Source organism: Bacillota bacterium (assembly GCA_013178125.1).
Classification (GTDB): domain Bacteria; phylum Bacillota; class SHA-98; order Ch115; family JABLXJ01; genus JABLXL01.
The window spans coordinates 62,325-78,755 of sequence record JABLXJ010000009.1 but is presented as its reverse complement, the minus strand read 5'-3'; the positions used below and the strand labels follow the sequence as shown (position 1 = coordinate 78,755).

The 16,431-nt window shown below is 60.6% G+C and carries 16 protein-coding genes; all 16 read left to right on the top strand.

Annotated features, from left to right (window positions below):
* Positions 1 to 102 precede the first annotated feature (102 nt).
* The 16 genes from HPY71_09295 to HPY71_09220 all read left to right on the top strand — a co-directional run bounded on the left by HPY71_09295 (position 103) and on the right by HPY71_09220 (position 16,246).
* Positions 103 to 567, top strand: coding sequence for a chemotaxis protein CheW (locus HPY71_09295; protein ID NPV53706.1), 465 nt, complete (start codon positions 103 to 105; stop codon positions 565 to 567).
* Between the two features lie 17 nt (positions 568 to 584).
* Entirely contained in the window at positions 585 to 2,891 is a 2,307-nt protein-coding gene (locus HPY71_09290) for a chemotaxis protein CheA (protein ID NPV53705.1), read from the top strand.
* Between the two features lie 73 nt (positions 2,892 to 2,964).
* Entirely contained in the window at positions 2,965 to 3,321 is a 357-nt protein-coding gene (locus tag HPY71_09285; GenBank protein NPV53704.1) for a response regulator, read from the top strand.
* Positions 3,322 to 3,396: 75 nt separating this feature from the next.
* On the top strand, positions 3,397 to 4,506 hold the full coding sequence (locus HPY71_09280) for a chemotaxis response regulator protein-glutamate methylesterase (GenBank protein NPV53703.1): 1,110 nt from the start codon (positions 3,397 to 3,399) through the stop codon (positions 4,504 to 4,506).
* Positions 4,507 to 4,604: 98 nt separating this feature from the next.
* Entirely contained in the window at positions 4,605 to 5,390 is a 786-nt protein-coding gene (locus tag HPY71_09275; protein ID NPV53702.1) for a protein-glutamate O-methyltransferase CheR, read from the top strand.
* A gap of 62 nt (positions 5,391 to 5,452) precedes the next feature.
* Entirely contained in the window at positions 5,453 to 5,986 is a 534-nt protein-coding gene (locus tag HPY71_09270; GenBank protein NPV53701.1) for a chemotaxis protein CheX, read from the top strand.
* A gap of 440 nt (positions 5,987 to 6,426) precedes the next feature.
* Positions 6,427 to 6,795 (top strand): flagellar basal body rod protein FlgB, encoded by a 369-nt coding sequence (flgB, locus tag HPY71_09265; GenBank protein NPV53700.1) that lies wholly within the window; start codon positions 6,427 to 6,429, stop codon positions 6,793 to 6,795.
* A gap of 3 nt (positions 6,796 to 6,798) precedes the next feature.
* Positions 6,799 to 7,284, top strand: coding sequence for a flagellar basal body rod protein FlgC (flgC, locus tag HPY71_09260; GenBank protein NPV53699.1), 486 nt, complete (start codon positions 6,799 to 6,801; stop codon positions 7,282 to 7,284).
* Positions 7,285 to 7,347: 63 nt separating this feature from the next.
* A complete protein-coding gene (gene fliE / locus HPY71_09255; GenBank protein NPV53698.1) occupies positions 7,348 to 7,680 on the top strand; it encodes a flagellar hook-basal body complex protein FliE in 333 nt (110 codons plus the stop codon).
* Position 7,681: 1 nt separating this feature from the next.
* Positions 7,682 to 9,373: a flagellar M-ring protein FliF gene (fliF, locus tag HPY71_09250; protein ID NPV53697.1), complete on the top strand. Its 1,692-nt coding sequence runs from the start codon at positions 7,682 to 7,684 to the stop codon at positions 9,371 to 9,373.
* A gap of 1 nt (position 9,374) precedes the next feature.
* Positions 9,375 to 10,391, top strand: coding sequence for a flagellar motor switch protein FliG (gene fliG, locus HPY71_09245; protein NPV53696.1), 1,017 nt, complete (start codon positions 9,375 to 9,377; stop codon positions 10,389 to 10,391).
* Positions 10,384 to 11,181, top strand: a complete 798-nt coding sequence (locus tag HPY71_09240; protein NPV53695.1) for a hypothetical protein — start codon at positions 10,384 to 10,386, stop codon at positions 11,179 to 11,181. The genes fliG and HPY71_09240 overlap by 8 nt, the downstream gene beginning before the upstream one ends.
* Before the next feature lie 73 nt (positions 11,182 to 11,254).
* A complete protein-coding gene (gene fliI / locus HPY71_09235; protein ID NPV53694.1) occupies positions 11,255 to 12,589 on the top strand; it encodes a flagellar protein export ATPase FliI in 1,335 nt (444 codons plus the stop codon).
* A gap of 146 nt (positions 12,590 to 12,735) precedes the next feature.
* Positions 12,736 to 13,245, top strand: coding sequence for a flagellar export protein FliJ (gene fliJ, locus HPY71_09230; protein ID NPV53693.1), 510 nt, complete (start codon positions 12,736 to 12,738; stop codon positions 13,243 to 13,245).
* Positions 13,227 to 15,662 (top strand): flagellar hook-length control protein FliK, encoded by a 2,436-nt coding sequence (locus HPY71_09225; protein NPV53692.1) that lies wholly within the window; start codon positions 13,227 to 13,229, stop codon positions 15,660 to 15,662. The genes fliJ and HPY71_09225 overlap by 19 nt, the downstream gene beginning before the upstream one ends.
* 92 nt (positions 15,663 to 15,754) lie before the next feature.
* Positions 15,755 to 16,246: a flagellar hook assembly protein FlgD gene (locus tag HPY71_09220; GenBank protein ID NPV53691.1), complete on the top strand. Its 492-nt coding sequence runs from the start codon at positions 15,755 to 15,757 to the stop codon at positions 16,244 to 16,246.
* Positions 16,247 to 16,431 lie beyond the last annotated feature (185 nt).

Sequence of the window (16,431 nt, the reverse complement as noted above, 5' to 3'; positions counted from 1 at the left end):
GCAAAGTCTGACCGGTTAGTCGAGCAGAGAAAGGCAAGTGGTGTGGTAAGGTAATTCGGGGAGAACGGGGGGATAAGCGTGGGAGAGGCTACAGCAGCGGGAATGGAAGCGGTGGAGAGGCAGCTCGTTGTCTTCAAGCTCGGCGATGAGGATTACGGCATTGATATCAGCAGCGTGCGCGAGATTATTACCGTCCAGCGGATTACGCGGGTCCCGCGGGCGCCCGATTTCATTGAGGGGATAATAAACCTGCGCGGGAACGTCATACCGGTGATCGACCTTCGCAAGCGATTTGAGCTGCCCGTTGTGGAGCACACGAGAGACACGAGGATCGTCGTGGTGGAGATCGGCGAACATACGCTTGGAGTCGTTGTGGATGCAGTCTCGGAGGTGCTCAGGATACCTTCGGATTCCATTGAGCCCCCTTCGTCCATCGTCGTGGATGTTGATGCCCAGTTCATAGAGGGGATCGCGCGACTCGAGGAGAGGCTGATCATCCTTCTCAACATGAGCAGGCTCCTCGATAAAAGGGAAGTTGACGAGCTTGCGGAGGTTGAAGAAGCGTAATAGCGGGGGAGATATCTATGGAGTTTGATGGGAATTTAACCCCCGAGGAAACTAAGGTATTCCTGGACGAGGCGGAAGAACTCCTTGACATTCTCGAGAGGGATATTTTGCGTCTCGAGGATGAATCCGATAATGAGGATCTCCTCCAGGAGATATTCCGCGCAGCTCACACTCTCAAAGGGTCCGCTGCGACCCTGGGCCACCAGCGTCTCACAGCGCTCATGCACGCTGTCGAGGGGGTGTTTGATAGGCTCAGGAGCCACCGGATCGAGGTGGTGGGGGGCCTTGTCGACCTATTATTCTCGTCGCTCGACCTTATGCGGGCGCTCGTTGACGAGGTGAGGACGGGAGAGGAGGCCGCGGTCGAGCTGCTCGGGGTCACGCTTGCCAGGCTCAGGCAGGTCGTGGAACGTGGAGAGCTCAGCCCTGCGGACGGGGTCACGGTCGCCCCTGCGCCGGCCGCGCTAGGTGTACAAGCTGTAGGAGGGGTACCAGTTGTGGCGGCTGCACCGACTGCATCGGGCGTATCGGGCGCACCGGTCGCGGAGGTTGCGCCGGTTACGCAGGCGGCCCTGGTCGCTGCCGGGCCCGGTGAATACGGTGCGACAGTGCCGCCCGGGTCGGAAGAGCAGGTGATGGAGGGCGAATCCAGCGAGAGCGTCCAGGAGCAGCTGCGCCAGGGGGTTAAGGATGGTTACGAGGCTCTGCGGATCTCCGTGGAGCTCGCTCCTGATAGCATAATGCCAGCGGTCAGGGCATACCAGGTGATCCTCGCCCTGGGCGAGAACGGTAAGGTTGTTGAGTCCAGCCCCAGCCTCGATGAAATCGAGGAAGAGAGGGTCGGCAATCACCTGGAGGTATTATTTCTGACACAGGCCCCGCGTGAGGCCCTACGCCAGGCCGTTGTCGCGATCCCCGATGTTACGAAGGTAGACATTCGCCGCCTCCAGGTGGGCGAGGGGGGCATCATACCCGAACCAGTTGCGACAAGGCCTGCGACGGCGGGCGCACCCGGATCCGAGCCCGGATCCGGGGCAGCGGAGTCGAAATCAACCAGCGCGGCGGGAGCGGCAGCTGGGGCACCGGGAGCGGTTGCGGCGGGCGGCGGTCTCCGGATCTCGTCGTCAGCGATCCGCAGCGTGCGCGTGGACGTGAAGCTGCTTGATGAGCTCATGAACCTGGTCGGTGAGCTCGTAATCGACCGGACGCGGTTAGCTCAAATCCTGCAGGATCTTGCGACCCGGGGGGAGGCTGCTGACCTGGCTGAGGAGTTGAACCTCACCGCGGGCCACATAGGCCGGACGACGAGCCAGCTTCAAGAGGAGATCATGAAGGCCCGGATGCTGCCGCTTGACAGCATCTTCAAGAAGTTCCCGCGCATGGTCCGCGATCTCGCGCAGGGCGCGGGGAAACAGGTGGAGTTCATCATCGAGGGCGAGGAGACCGAGCTCGACAGGTCCGTCCTGCAGGAGATCGGGGACCCCCTGATTCACCTCTTGAGGAATGCTGTCGATCATGGGATTGAGCCGCCCGGGGAGCGCGTTAAGGCGGGCAAGAGCCCATCCGGCACGATAAGGCTTTCGGCTTGCCACAGGGAGAATCAAATCCTAATAACGGTCTCGGATGATGGCGCCGGCATTGATCCCACCCGCGTCCAGGAATCCGCGGTTCGCAAGGGTTTGATCAGCCAGGAGGCTGCGGCCCGTCTGTCAAGGGACGAGGCCCTCGAGCTGATCTTCCTGCCGGGCCTGAGCACGGCCAGGAGGGTGAGCGAGGTTTCGGGCCGAGGCGTCGGGATGGATGTTGTCAAGAAGAATATAGAGCGCGTAAATGGCTCGATCGAGATCAAGACCGAGGTTGGCAAGGGCACGACGTTTAGTATAAGATTGCCGCTTACTCTTGCAATCGTAAGGGCGCTCCTGGTTGGTATCGGCGAATGCACCTATGCGATCCCCCTCTCGTCAATCCTCGAGATCATAAAGCTGAACTCGAGCGAGCTGCATGTGGTCAAGGGCCAGGAGGTTGTGGCCCTGCGCGATAGGGTGTTTCCCCTGATCAGGCTCGGGGAATCCTTCTACGGCGACGGGTGTGGCGGGGCAGATGAGTTCATCGTCATAGTGAATACCGGCGGCAGGGAGGTTGGCCTCACCGTGGAGACCCTCATCGGTGAGCAGGAGGTCGTCTTGAAGAGCCTGGGCGGCCTGATCGGCGAGGTTCCCGGTATAGCAGGCGCCACCATTCTTGGCGATGGGAGCGTCGCCCTCATACTGGACATCCCAGGGCTCATGAGGGGCGTACCCAGGTCTGAAACCATAGCAGTTTGAAGCGATGGCAGTCTGAAACAGCCTGATGGCTGATGGATGACGCTAGTGTCAAGTGTCAGAGGTGGGGGGAAGAATGGGCAAGATCCTTGTAGTGGATGATGCAGCTTTTATGCGCATGCGGGCCGTGAAGCTTCTCCAAGAAAACGGTTACGAGGTAATTGAGGCGACTAATGGCGCCGAGGCCGTGGAGAAGTACATAAGCGAGCGCCCTGATGCGGTCTTGATGGATATCACCATGCCAGTTATGGACGGTATAACTGCCGTAAAGGAGATAAAGAAGGTAGATAATGATACCAAGATAATTATGTGCAGCGCTCTTGGCCAGCAGTCGATGGTTCTCGATGCCATAAAGGCTGGCGCAAAGGACTTCGTAGTCAAGCCGTTCCAGCCGGATAGGATTCTCGCAGCTGTCAAGAAATTCGTGGGCTAGCCAGCCTTCCAGCCGGCTTTATAGATAGCCAGGTTTACTGGTTGATTTCGGGGCCCGGAGGCGGTAGGAATCTCGATGGGAAAGATTAGAGTGCTTGTTGCGGACGATTCCGCTTTTATGCGCAAGGTTATATCTAAGATGGTCGCAAGCGATCCTGATATGGAGGTTGTGGCTACTGCGCGCGACGGGGGCGACGCCCTGGAGAAGATCAAGGTCCTACTCCCGGATGTCGTCACGCTTGATGTCCAGATGCCAAAGGTGGACGGGCTTACGGCTCTGAAGCGCATAATGAGCGAGGTGCCGACGCCCGTTGTGATGCTGAGCAGCCTGACGCAGGAGAACGCTGAGACTACCATGGAGGCCCTGCGGCTTGGAGCGGTCGACTTCGTGCCGAAGCCGTCAGGCACGATCTCCCTCGATATCGAGAAGGTGCGGGACCAGCTCCTAACCAAAATACGCATAGCGCGTCGCGCGAAGTTATTTCCGCACCGGATGCGCCATTTCCCCCAGACTCGAGTCCCGTTATTGAAGAAGGACGCGGAGGTCGGCCTGAGCGCGCTGCCGGGGAGCCCGGGCGGGGCTCCAGGCGCGGGGATGGTGGCCACGCCGGGGAACCCCCCGGAGAATCTCGTGATCATCGGGAGCTCGACAGGAGGGCCCGGGGCGTTACAAGAGATAGTTCCCCGCCTCCCGGGCGACCTCGATGCCGGGGTGCTGGTGGTCCAGCATATGCCACCGGGTTTTACCAGGTCCCTCGCTATGCGGCTTGATGAAATCTCGCTCATGGACATCAAAGAGGGAGAGGACGGGGAGCCGATTTCGCGTGGAAAGGTGATTGTGGCACCGGGGGGGCTGCATATGGTCGTGACGCCAGACAAGACCATAGCGCTAAACGGTGGACCTCCACTGCACGGGGTCAGGCCCGCCATCGATATAACCCTCGAGTCCGCTTTGCCCGTGTTTGGGCGCCGCATCGTGGGTGTGATCCTGACGGGGATGGGCATGGATGGAGCCAGGGGCATGGCCATGCTGAAGAAGTCCGGCGGCAGGACGATCGTTCAGGATGAAGAAACCTCGGTAGTGTACGGGATGCCTCGCGCTGTGGTGGAAATGGGGAATGCCGACAGGGTCGTTTCACTGGACCACGTGGCGGACGCCATCGCGGAGGCCGTGGATGGGATCTAGCTGGGAACGTCGACCTGGAGGCCTGGATGGGATTTATGGTAATACGCCGGCCGGGCAGAGGGGAAACGGGGAACGGGTGTTGAAGGAGAAAGCGGTGTATGGGATTCAACGAATTTGATTATTTCCGCCACAAGGTCTCGGCCATCACCGGAGTAGATTTGAATTCTTACAAGGGGCCGTTGATGGAGCGAAGGCTCAAGACCTTGATGAGCAGGCTGGGGATCGACAGCTACCTGGCATATGCCAGGCTCCTGGAGCGGGACGAGGCCCGGCGTGAAGAGTTCAAGAGCTGGTTTACGATAAATGTCTCGGAGTTCTTTAGGAATCCTGATAAGTTCGGGGAACTGCAAAACGTCTTCATCCCTTACCTCCTGAAGAGGAGCCCGAGCTTGAAGATATGGAGCGCGGGCACATCAAATGGGAGCGAGGCGTATTCCGTGGCCATAATTCTCAAGGAGGCAACCCCGTTCGGGAGGCATCAAATCCTAGCGACTGATGTCGACAGCGAGATCTTGGAGGTGGCTCGCCTTGGTGTATACAAGGAGCGGGACTTGGTCAACGTGAGCCCTGAGCGGCTCAAGCTATTCTTTGAACCACACCCCGATGGCTATCGCGTCAGGGAAACCATCAGGAGGATGGTTACCCTCCGGGAGCAGGATCTCCTCAGGGAGGAGTTTGAAACAAACCTGGATTTGATTCTATGCCGTAATGTGGTGATCTATTTCACGGAGCCGGCAAAAAACGAGGTGTTTCACAAGTTTAGCAGGTCGCTGAAGCCCGGGGGTATTCTCTTTGTCGGCGCGACTGAAAGCATAATCAATCCGAGCCAGATCGACCTGGAAATTGTATCACCCTTTTTTTATCGCAAAATCGGAGGCAGGTAGATTTTCTTGCAGGCAGGAGCGCAGGAACAGTAAGCGTCAAATGAGACAGGGGGGAAGTTCCGGTGAAGGTGGAATTCGTGAATCCTTTCTTATCCGCAGCATTTAATGTACTGCAGACGGAGGTCCAGGCCAAGATCGACCGGGGCGATCTTTCTATTGAAGAATCGCAGTTTACAAGCAAGGATATCACCGTCATGATCGGGGTTGTTGGAAAGGTCCGGGGCATAGTTATGTATAGCATGTCCGAGGAGACTGCCAGGAACCTCGTGGGCGCGATGTTGGGGCAACCGGTCGAGACCTTTGACAGCATGGCCGAAAGCGCAATCAGCGAGATCGGGAACGTGATCACCGGGGGAGCAAGCGCTGAGCTCGAGAAGGCCGGTTATGCATGCCGCATCTCCCCGCCGACCCTCATCATGGGCGCAAAGACGGTGATTTCGACGGTTAATATCAAGCGTCTCGTAGTCCCGCTCAAGACCCAGTACGGTGAGATAGAGGTGAGCATCGCGCTGGAGGAGGCCAAATCAAGCTCCTCTACTGACCTTGCGAGGAGCACGATCCAGATCCGGGATGCGGTGAGCGCGCTCGCCCATTAGTGTAAATTTGAAGATTATCACCGTTTTTTCAAGGGTTGCCGGTGTTGCGTTCCGGGGACGGCGCGCTTGCGGCGCGCCTCCGTTGAAATTTGGCGCGAGGGCCCTGCCAAATTTCAAAGGCCCCGTCACGCAAGCACCGGCAACCCTTTTGTTTGCCCTGCGTGCAGTATGGAAGTGCGATCTACGATAGCGGATGGGAATTTTTTTCCCATCCGTATTTTGTTTTGTCCCATTTCCTTGTCGTTCCCCTACCCATGCTACCTATGGGCCGTATGGACCGCAGGTTGCGCGGGACGGGCGAGCATGGGGCATATGAGGCTACATGGCATCATATTTGCTTGAGTATACCCTCGGGATTGTGTAGGACCGCACGAGATTGTACGCACAGGATTATACAGGACATAGGATCGCATATGAGCGATGAGCGGGGGGAGGCTCTTATGAGTAACGGGCTTTTCGGCGATATCACCTTCCTGGCTTTATCAAAGGCCCTCGATGGCCTGTCCCTCAGGCACGAGGTCATATCAAATAATATAGCGAACGTCAACACCCCAGGTTTCAAGGCAGGCGAGGTCAGTTTCGAGGAGGCGCTGAAGTCGGCCCTCGAGGAAGGGGAGGCAGCCCTCGCCAGGTTCCGGCCGCGGGTCGAGGTGGCCCCGCTCGCCTACCGGGTCGACCAGAATAGTGTCGACATCGACCGCGAGATGGGAAAGCTTGCGGATAATGCGCTGACATATAACGCGGTTGCGGAGCTGATTTCGGCCAGGTTCAGGATACTGGGCATGGCTATCAGCGAAGGGAGACGATGATGTATGGGCGTCTTTTCTTCAATAATGATAAGCGCCTCGGGCCTTACGGCCGAGCGCCTCAGGATGGACGTCATAGCCAATAATATAGCGAATGCCAATACCACCAGGACGCCTGCTGGCGGCCCCTACAGGAGGCAGCAGGTTTTATTCAGCGCCGTGGCAGCACAATACGGGCTTGATAGTGATCGGCTTCAGGTGGGGGCTGGAGGGTCTGGAGAGACCTGGGCGACTGGCCGGGACCGGGACGCCGGGGCCCGGGGTGGGGTTGTCGTAGTGGGCATTACCGAGGACACCTCCCCCCTGAGGATGGTATACGATCCGGGGCATCCTGATGCCGATGCGCGCGGGTACGTCGCCATGCCGAATGTCGATGTCATTAAGGAGATGGTGGACATGATATCGGCGACGCGCGCTTACGAGGCCAACGTAACTGCCATAAATGCGCTAAAGTCTATGGCCCAGAAAGCCCTTGAAATAGGGAGGGCATAGCCAGGGCATAGCTGAAGTGGAGCCCGGCGGGCTCCCAAGCCCAGGGGGAGGGAGCTGAATTACATGGACTACGGGATATCACAGGTGATGGGCTTGATCAGCCCAGCCGCTGACGCACAACAGCTCAGGTCGCAGCCCGTGCCGGGAGGCGGAGGCGCAGGGGCTGATGCGCTTGTCGGGAGCTTCGGTCAGGTCCTGAGCAACGCGCTGAACCAGGTGAACGCCTTGCAGCACAGGGCGGATGCTATGGCCCGGGGGGTTGCGACGGGCGAGGTTCGCGATCTCCACCAGGTCATGATCGCCGCCCAGGAAGCAGGACTCGCATTCGAGCTGACCATGCAGATCAGGAACAAGATCGTCGACGCCTACCAGGAGATCATGAGGATGCAGGTGTAAGATGATGGCTGTGACAGAGGGGAATATACAATCTGCCGCGGCCGCTTCACCCGCCGCGCCTGCTACACCCGCTGAACCCGGGACTCCTGCAGGCACCAGGTTTTCCTTCATGAGCAGAATGTCCAGGGGACAGAAGATCGCGGCCGGCGCCGGCGGAGTCTTGATCATCGTAGCAGTTGCATTGCTCCTGCTCAACAGGGCGCCGGGCCCCCGGTTCGTCCCCCTCTATACGAGCCTCAGCACCCAGGATGCCGCGGCCATAGTGTCCAAGTTAAAGGAAACGAAGATCCCGTACCAGCTTGACGATGGCGGCGCGACGATCAGGGTGCCGGACAAGGATGTATATGACTTGAGGCTCAGCCTCGCCGAGCAGGGACTGCCCCAGGGGGGCGGCGTCGGTTTTGAGATATTTGATAGGACGAGTTTTGGGGTTACGGAGTTTACCCAGAAAGTCAATTACCTCAGGGCCCTCCAGGGGGAGCTCGCCCGCACTATAGCGGAGATGTCCGAGGTCGATCAGGCAAGGGTGCACCTGGTCATCCCCGAGCAGCGCCTTTATGAGGAGAAGCAACAGGATGCCACCGCGTCCGTGCTGCTGAAGCTTGTGCCGGGTGCCACCCTCACGAGGAGGCAGGTACAGGGCATTGTCAGGCTCGTGGCGAGCAGCGTCGAGGGGCTGAAGCCTGAGAATGTGACGGTGCTGGATATACACGGGAATATCCTCTCAAATACCGGCACCGGCGAGGATCTTGCCCTCGCGGCGCTGACCACCACCCAGCTGGAGGCCAAGAAGGCCATTGAAAAGGACATGGAATCCCGGCTGCAGAGCATGCTCGACCGCGTCCTTGGGCCCATGAAAGCTGTAGCGCGGGTTAATGCTGATATCAATTTTGACAAACAGGAATCGAGCAGCGAAATATATGAGCCGGGCCCAAACGGCCAGGGGATTGTAAGAAACAGCAAGAAAAGCGAAGAGACTGTAAAGATAACAGGTGGCGCCGCCGGAGCGGTTCCCGGCGTTACGTCAAATGTCCCCACAGGCGGCCTGGGGGGCATTCCCACTTACCAGGCCGTCGGCCCCGTGGGCTCTGAGGACCGTCGCAAGACCGAGGAGATAACGAACTATGAGATAACAAAGAGGGTTGAACATACAGTCAAGGCGCCTGTGGAGCTGAGGAAGCTCTCCGTGGCGGTTATGGTTGATAGCTCGCTCCAACCGGCGCAGGTGGATGCGGTGAGGCAGGCGATCGCGGCGGCTGCCGGCATCGACCCGGCCAGGGGGGATTCCCTGACGGTGGCGAGCGTGCCGTTTGATACGTCCTGGCTCGACCAGGAGAGGAAGGCCATGGAGCTCGAGGCTGCTGCAGCCGCCAGGCGGGCGGCGGGCAAGGGCCTTGCCGCGGCGCTCTCTTCAAGCCTCTCATACCTTATAGCCGGGCTTATTCTCCTGATCCTCGTCACGGCCACTCTCGTGATATTGAGGCGCCGGAGGGCGCTGGCGGGGGCGACAGCCGGGGAGGAGGAGTTCAGCGGGCTTGAGTTTATGCCTCAGGTCGCGGCGACTGCGCCCCAGCCAGAAGCCGAGGAGGAGCCCGAGGAAGCTCCTGAAGAGCAGGTTGCGCGCCTTGCTCGTTCGCAACCCGAGAATGTGGCCAGGGTGATCGAGACCCTGATCGAGGAAGGCAAGAAGTGACATGATAACAGATGCGTCCGCGCTTACGGGGAAGCAGAAAGCAGCAATAATCATGGTCACACTGGGGCCCGAGCTCTCGGCCCAGGTGTTCAGGCATCTCAATGAGGAGCATATGGAGCAGCTCACCCTCGAGATCGCCAACCTGAGGAGGATATCTCCTGATGTGAGGAGGGTAGTCGCAGAAGAGTTTTACCAGCTCTGCGTGGCCAGGCAGTACATCCTGGAGGGCGGGCTCGATTACGCCCGGCAGCTCCTGGAGAGGGCGCTCGGCACCTCCAAAGCGATTGAGGTGTTGTCCCGGCTCTCGGTATCGCTGGGGACGGCCCCCTTCGACTTTGTGCGCAATATCGATCCAAAGCAGCTCTTGAGCTTCATTGAGAATGAGCATCCCCAGACCATAGCGCTCGTTATTGCCCACCTCAAGGCTGAGCAGGCTGCGTCCGTCCTCTCGGGCCTTCCGGCGGACCTGAGGGCGGATGTGGCGATGCGCGTGGCCACGATGGATAGGACGGCGCCCGAGGTCGTGCGCGACGTGGGCAAGCTCCTGGAGGAGCGAATGGCCTCCCTCGGGAGCGAGGGCTTCAAGGCGGCCGGCGGCGTCAAGACGCTGGTGCAGGTTCTCAACAAGGTGGACCGGGGAACGGAGAAGAGCATCCTCGAGCAGTTCGAGGAGAGGAATCCCGAGCTCGCCGAGGAGGTCAAGCGCCTCATGTTTGTATTCGAGGACATTATCTTCCTCGACGACCGGTCGATCCAGGCGGTCTTGCGCGAGGTCGATACAAAGGACCTCGCCCTGGCCTTGAAGGCCGTGAGCGGGGAGGTCCAGGAGAAGATATTCAAGAACATGTCGGAGCGGGCGGCCTCTATGCTGAAAGAGGACATGGAATACATGGGCCCTGTCAGGCTCAGGGTTGTCGAGGACGCCCAGCAGAAGATAGTAAACATTATCCGCAAGCTCGAGGCTGCTGGCGAGATCACCATCGCCAGGGGGACGAGGGAGGACGAAATCCTTGTCTAGCGGGAGATTCTTGTCTAGCGGCGTGATGAAAGCCTCCGTAATGAAGGCCTCATCCGCGACTGGGCTCGGGCCCGGCCGGGCGGAGTTTCTCCTCAAGCCCGTAGCGCCGCGGCAGGCGGCGCCGCCGGCGCAGGACAGTCCCGACAGGGTCATGCAGCGAGCCATGGAGAATGCCAGGGCGGTCCTCGAGGAGGCGGGCGCTCGGGCCAGGGAGATCGTTGAGGATGCCGGGAGGGCTGCAAGGGCAACGCTGGACGAGGCGGAATCGCGGAGGGCCGAGATAGAGGAGGCTGCAAGGCTGGCGGGGTATGAGGAGGGCTACCAGAGGGGGCGTGAAGAGGCGCTCGAGCAGGCCGGGGATTTGATCCGCCTCCTGGGGGATGCCCGTGATGCCCTGGTTGCCTTGCGGAGGGATGTGATCCGCGGGGCTGAGAACGACATCGTCGAGCTCGCAGTGGGCATTGCTGAAAAGATCGTGCACCGGGAGATAGAGGTCGATGAATCTGTGGTGCTTGGCATGGTGAAGGAGGCCTTGCTGCATGTCAGGGACAGCAGAGCCGTAAGGATCAGGGTCAGCCCCTGGGATGTTGAGAGGGTTGCCGCGTTCAGGGATGACCTGGTGAAGATGGTGAGCGATGCCGGGGACATCGAGATCCTGCAGGACCCCCGGGTTGAGCAGGGCGGCTGCATAATCGAGACAGAGTTTGGGATGGTTGATGCAAGGATCCGGCGCCAGTTTTCGGAAGTGAAGGAAGTGTTGCAGGATGGCCATAGCCTTGAGGTCACCTGAATCTCTTGAATCCCTTGAACTTGAATCCCTTGGATCTCCGCCTGAGTCCTCCGGGTCCGCGTCTGCGCAGGCTATGTCCGCGTCGACCACGCCCGCCCGGGCCAGATACCTCCGGCTCCTGAAATCCGTTGACCCCATAAAGGCCGTCGGGAGGGTGACCCAGGCGATCGGGCTGGTTATAGAATCCAGGGGCCCGAGGGCGAGGATCGGCGAGCTCTGCCGGATATCCAATACCAGGCGGGATGGAGAGACGGGCTGGACATGGGCTGAGGTCGTAGGCTTCAGGGAAGAGAAGGTCCTGCTGATGACCCTCGGTGATAGGAACGGGATAGAGCCCGAGAGCGAGGTCGTTGCCACGGGGCGGTCCCTGTCGGTAAAGGTCGGGCCCGGGCTGCTCGGCAGGGTGATAGACGGCCTCGGCAATCCCATCGATGACAGGGGCCCGGTTGACTGGGAAGACGAGTACCCTATAGAGCAATTGCCTCCCGATCCCCTTTCGCGAAAGAGGATACAGGAGCCGCTCGCCCTGGGGGTGAGGGCCATCGACGGCGTCCTGACGTGCGGTAAGGGCCAAAGGGTTGGGATTTTCTCAGGCAGCGGCGTCGGGAAGAGCACCCTCCTGGGGATGATAGCCCGGAACACCACCGCTGACGTGAACGTCATCGCTCTGATCGGGGAGAGAGGGCGGGAGGTCCGGGAGTTTATCGAGAAGGACCTGGGTGATGAGGGCCTCGCGCGGTCCGTCGTGGTTGTGGCTACATCGGACAAGGCCGCGCTGGTCCGCCTGAAAGGGGCGCTGCTTGCCACGGCCATCGCCGAATATTTCAGGGACATGAATAAGGACGTCATATTGATGATGGATTCCCTGACGAGGTTCGCGATGGCTCAAAGGGAGATCGGGCTTGCGATCGGGGAGCCCCCGACGACCAGGGGCTATACGCCCTCGGTGTTTTCGCTGCTGCCGCGGCTGCTCGAGCGATCCGGGACGTCGTCCCGCGGGAGCATAACCGGGCTTTACACGGTTCTTGTTGAGGCTGATGACATGAATGAGCCGATTGCTGATGCGGCGCGGAGCATACTGGACGGGCATATTGTGCTGACGCGGGAGCTTGCTGCAGCCAATCATTACCCGGCCATAGATGTCCTGGGGAGCGTCAGCAGGGTCATGGTTGACATAACTTCAAAGGAGCACCAGGCGGCGGCCGGCAGGCTGAGGGATGTCCTTGCAACCTACAAAGAAGCCCAGGACCTGATAAATATCGGCGCCTATGTCGCAGGCAGCAACCCAAAGATAGATTACGCCCTCAGCGTCCTGGATGAGGTCAATGCCTTCCTGAAGCAGGATATATATGAGAAGGCGGGCTATACAGAGACGGTTGAGTGGATTAGTAGGATATTCGGGCAGTAACGGGTAGTAACAGGATTACAGGAGCAGTAGCGGGATTGCAGGATTACGGGACTATAGAATTACAGAACTTAGAATCACAGAACTTCCGGGCGGCAGGTGTTCCCGACCTAATATGGCATTCCAGCCTCAGGCAGAGGTGATAGTGAATGGCGCTGCAGAAACGCAGATTTCGCCTCGACCCGGTGCTCGAGGTGCGGAAGATACGCGAGGATATCCTCGTTAAGGAGCTCGCGGACCTGCGAAAGCGCGAGGAAGACGAGAGACTCCTCCTTTCGATGCTCACGCGCGAGCGAGATAAGGCGGCGGTGGAGCTTCGCCAGGGGGTGCAGGCTGGGGAAGATGCGGTGGATATAGCCAAAACCCTGCTTTACTATACCTACCTGGAGAAGCTTTCAACAGATATTCATACAGAGGCGGACATCCTTGAAACTATAGACACTGAGGTCCAGGTGAAAAGGGGTCAGGTTGTAAAAGCCAGCCAGGACCGGCGGATCATGGAGAGATTGAAGGAGAAGAAGCTTGCTGAATGGCGCGAGGCTGAGCTCCGGTCCGAAGAGAATCTCATGGACGAGATAGGGACCGTCGCGCACAATCGCAGATCGCATTCGCGTTCCCTCGCCCAAGGAGGTGATAGCGGATGCAAGTACAGGCTATAACAATGCCCGGTCTCCAGGTGGCGGCGATGGGTGCGGTGACCGGAACCGGAGCCCGCATGGGGGTAATCGCGGAGCGTTCTCCCGCGCCGCAGGATACAGACGCGGGTGGGTTTTGGCGCCTGCTGCTCAGGGAGATCGATGGCGAAGGATGCGCGGCGCCCGTGCAGGGCCAGGGCGGTGGCCCCGATGGGGCAAAGCAGGGCGCAGGCAACACCAATGCCGGGCCCACGCTCGATGGTGCGACAGGGCAGGTTGAGCCGGGGGTTGAGACGGGAGCGGGTATGTCAACCGGGCCGGGTGAAGTTGGATCGGGTGATGCCGGCAAGCCGCGGGTTCCTCGCGAAGCTGAGTCCCCTCATGGGGACGGCGAGGCGGGCGGCGATACCTCGCCTGGCGCCTGGCCCATCGCGGATCCTATCGTGAATATGGCAGCTATATCGGGTGAGCTCGCCGCATTCGCCCTGCCGGTATTCACCGCGGTCCAGCAAGAGGTTTCGCGGCCGGAAGCGGAAGCTTCTCAGGTGCAGGCCCGGGGTCAGGGCGCCATGAGTGAGACTCCGGTGATGGCCGCCGGTATGCCAGGAGAAGGAGGCCAGACGATGGGCATGGGCGTTTATGCCGATATGCTGGCTTCCACGATTATGACAGCTTCCACGATGCATGCCGCGAAGCAAACTTCGGAGGTGAAGCCGCATGATGCCGCAATCAGGGGGCCAGGGGTGGAGATTGCAGGAAATGCTCCAGCTACGGTGAGCACCCCGGCCACGGCGGGAGAGGCGGCGAGCATGGTGCCAGTTTCGCGTGAGCCAGAGGATGGCCCTGGCGCGGCCATGGGGGAATCCCCACATGCTGCTGGGGGTCGTCTCACCCGGGGCGCTGTGCAGCAGGAGCAGGGCGGGGCGACTGGAGCGGCGCGAGCTGGCGGTCATGCTGGCGGTCATAACGATGCCACCGGGGCTGACATCTTCGACCAGGCGGCGGGCGTGGCAGCCGGCGCGATGAACGCTCGCAGTGGGCAGGAGCCAGGGAAGGTCGATCCCGAGCTGGTGCAGGTCATCAGGGATGTGATGGCGAGGTCCGCCAGGGTCATCCGCGGCCAGAGCGAGGCTACTGATGTCACGCATACGCATGATGAGCAGGTAGGAACTCAGGCACCAGCGTATGCGCCGGTGCCCGGAGCGGCAGGCACATCCCGGGCCGGAACCATGGAGGCGGATCCACGGGGTGCCGGGGCGCAGGTGCAGGTGCAGCCATCTACCGCTCAGGTGCAGTCACCTGCCGCTACGGCAGGCATGCAGGAGATGCCGGGATCAAGCCATGCGGGGCAGGTTGCGGGCGACCGCGGCCAGGCGATAACGACGGTTGCTGGCCAGGATGCAGGCCACGGCACCGGCTCTATCGATCCCACGGAAAATCCGGCAGGGGGGAGCAGCCCCGCCGGTCCCGTAAGGCACATCGCCCCGGGCGGGCCGGGTGACACGCCGGCAACCGGCCTGGAGGCTCCGGGCATGCGACATGATGGCTCCGGCACAGGCGATGCCGGCGGCCCTTCCTGGTCCCTGGGCGCAAGCCAGCGCCCGGAGGCGTATTCCGTGCAGAGTCGGCACCTACAGGGCGGCCGGGGGTCTGGCGAAACGGTTGAAGCTGTAGAGGGGGCTGCGGCCGGGGCTGTAACTAGAGCTGGGGCCGGACGCGAGATCGAGAGGGGCGCTGTAGAGCCCGGTGAAGCCCCGGGCGTGCCGGCCAGCGGCGTGGGTGCAGCAGTGGATGCAGGATACCGGAGCGTGTATGGCGGTGAATCCGCGGACCGGCGGGCGGGGCAGGGTATGGATCAGGGCTCACAACAGCAGGGTTCGAGCCAGCACCAGCAGGCGATGGGTGCAGTCCAGCACGCGGGCGAGGTTCCCGCGCCTGACTCCGTGCAGCAGCCGTACCCCGGGGATAGAGCCGTTCCGGAGCCGCTGAGGGCCTTGGTGGATGAGGTTGTGGCTCAGGTCGTCGAGAAGGCGGTCCTGAGGTTCAGGGAGGGCCGCACGGAGATGACGGTCCAGCTCAAGCCCGACTACCTTGGACGCATTCACATCAGCGTCATAGATCACGCCGGCACGCTCACGGCGGGGATCCGGGCGGAGAGCGAAGCTGTGCGTGCGCTGATCGAGGCCGGGCTCCCTCAACTCAAGACCTCTCTCGCAAGCCAGGGGTTCAATATCGAGCAATTTACGGTCTTCACCGGCCCGGGGTACGGAGCACCCCAGTTCGGATTTGAACGGGGCGATGCATGGCAAGATATGGGGCCGAGAGGGGGAGAGGGCGGGCGCGCGGCTGGAGCCGTGAAGAAGCTGGATGAGGGGGTCATTGGGGCCGCGTGGGCTCCTTCTTCTCGAGGGGGCACGGGCCTCATAGATTACGCTGTTTAGGCGATCTGGACAACTTGGTGGCTGGTAGGCTGATAGGCTGGTAGGGCCAGCCGGGTGTCCATAGCAATGACACATTGAGGGAGGTGTGAACGTTGGATATAGCGGGGATAAGAGGGGAATTGCTGGCCACATCCCGTGGCGCGGCGACCAACCCTGATAGCCGGCGGGTGGCCATGGCGCGCGCCGCTCAAACGACTGCTGCCCCTTCAGAGGCTTCCGGGGCTGGGGCTCCGGCCGGCGGCGAGCTGGGAAAGGATGAGTTCCTGAGGCTTCTCATCACGGAGCTCAGGTGCCAGACGGTTACAGACCCGACTGACCAGAAGGAATTCATAGCCCAGATGGCGCAGTTTTCGGCGCTGGAACAGATGCAAAACCTCAACCAGGCCTTCACGGGGCTCATGCATATGCAGCTCGCCACGCAGGCCTGCAGCCTCATCGGGCATAAGATCGAGGCGGCGATTGACAACCAGGGCAAGGTCACGGGCATTGTTTCAGCCGTCACATTCCAGAATGGGGTCCCCATGCTCCAGGTGGATGGGCATAGCATCGCATTGTCCCAGGTCACCAGCATCCTGCCAGCATAACCTGGCGGCCTTGCGGTTATCGTGGTTGCGGGAGGCCGCGGGGGCGAGAGGATGCCGGGGATTCCGAGGATCTAAGGACCCAGGAATCACAGGATGGAGTGGAGGGGATGACGGTGGTCGGCGGGCTGAATGCGAATGGATCAGGTTACGCCGTTAGACCAGGACCAGGTTATGTCGCGCCAGTT

Bases quoted from the DNA above. Each gene is read 5' to 3' on its own strand.
- HPY71_09295 (NPV53706.1), top strand. From the start codon at position 103: ATGGAAGCGGTGGAGAGGCAGCTCGTTGTCTTCAAGCTCGGCGATGAG.
- HPY71_09290 (NPV53705.1), top strand. From the start codon at position 585: ATGGAGTTTGATGGGAATTTAACCCCCGAGGAAACTAAGGTATTCCTG.
- HPY71_09285 (NPV53704.1), top strand. From the start codon at position 2,965: ATGGGCAAGATCCTTGTAGTGGATGATGCAGCTTTTATGCGCATGCGG.
- HPY71_09280 (NPV53703.1), top strand. From the start codon at position 3,397: ATGGGAAAGATTAGAGTGCTTGTTGCGGACGATTCCGCTTTTATGCGC.
- HPY71_09275 (NPV53702.1), top strand. From the start codon at position 4,605: ATGGGATTCAACGAATTTGATTATTTCCGCCACAAGGTCTCGGCCATC.
- flgB (NPV53700.1), top strand. From the start codon at position 6,427: ATGAGTAACGGGCTTTTCGGCGATATCACCTTCCTGGCTTTATCAAAG.
- flgC (NPV53699.1), top strand. From the start codon at position 6,799: ATGGGCGTCTTTTCTTCAATAATGATAAGCGCCTCGGGCCTTACGGCC.
- fliE (NPV53698.1), top strand. From the start codon at position 7,348: ATGGACTACGGGATATCACAGGTGATGGGCTTGATCAGCCCAGCCGCT.
- fliF (NPV53697.1), top strand. From the start codon at position 7,682: ATGATGGCTGTGACAGAGGGGAATATACAATCTGCCGCGGCCGCTTCA.
- fliG (NPV53696.1), top strand. From the start codon at position 9,375: ATGATAACAGATGCGTCCGCGCTTACGGGGAAGCAGAAAGCAGCAATA.
- fliI (NPV53694.1), top strand. From the start codon at position 11,255: ATGTCCGCGTCGACCACGCCCGCCCGGGCCAGATACCTCCGGCTCCTG.
- fliJ (NPV53693.1), top strand. From the start codon at position 12,736: ATGGCGCTGCAGAAACGCAGATTTCGCCTCGACCCGGTGCTCGAGGTG.
- HPY71_09225 (NPV53692.1), top strand. From the start codon at position 13,227: ATGCAAGTACAGGCTATAACAATGCCCGGTCTCCAGGTGGCGGCGATG.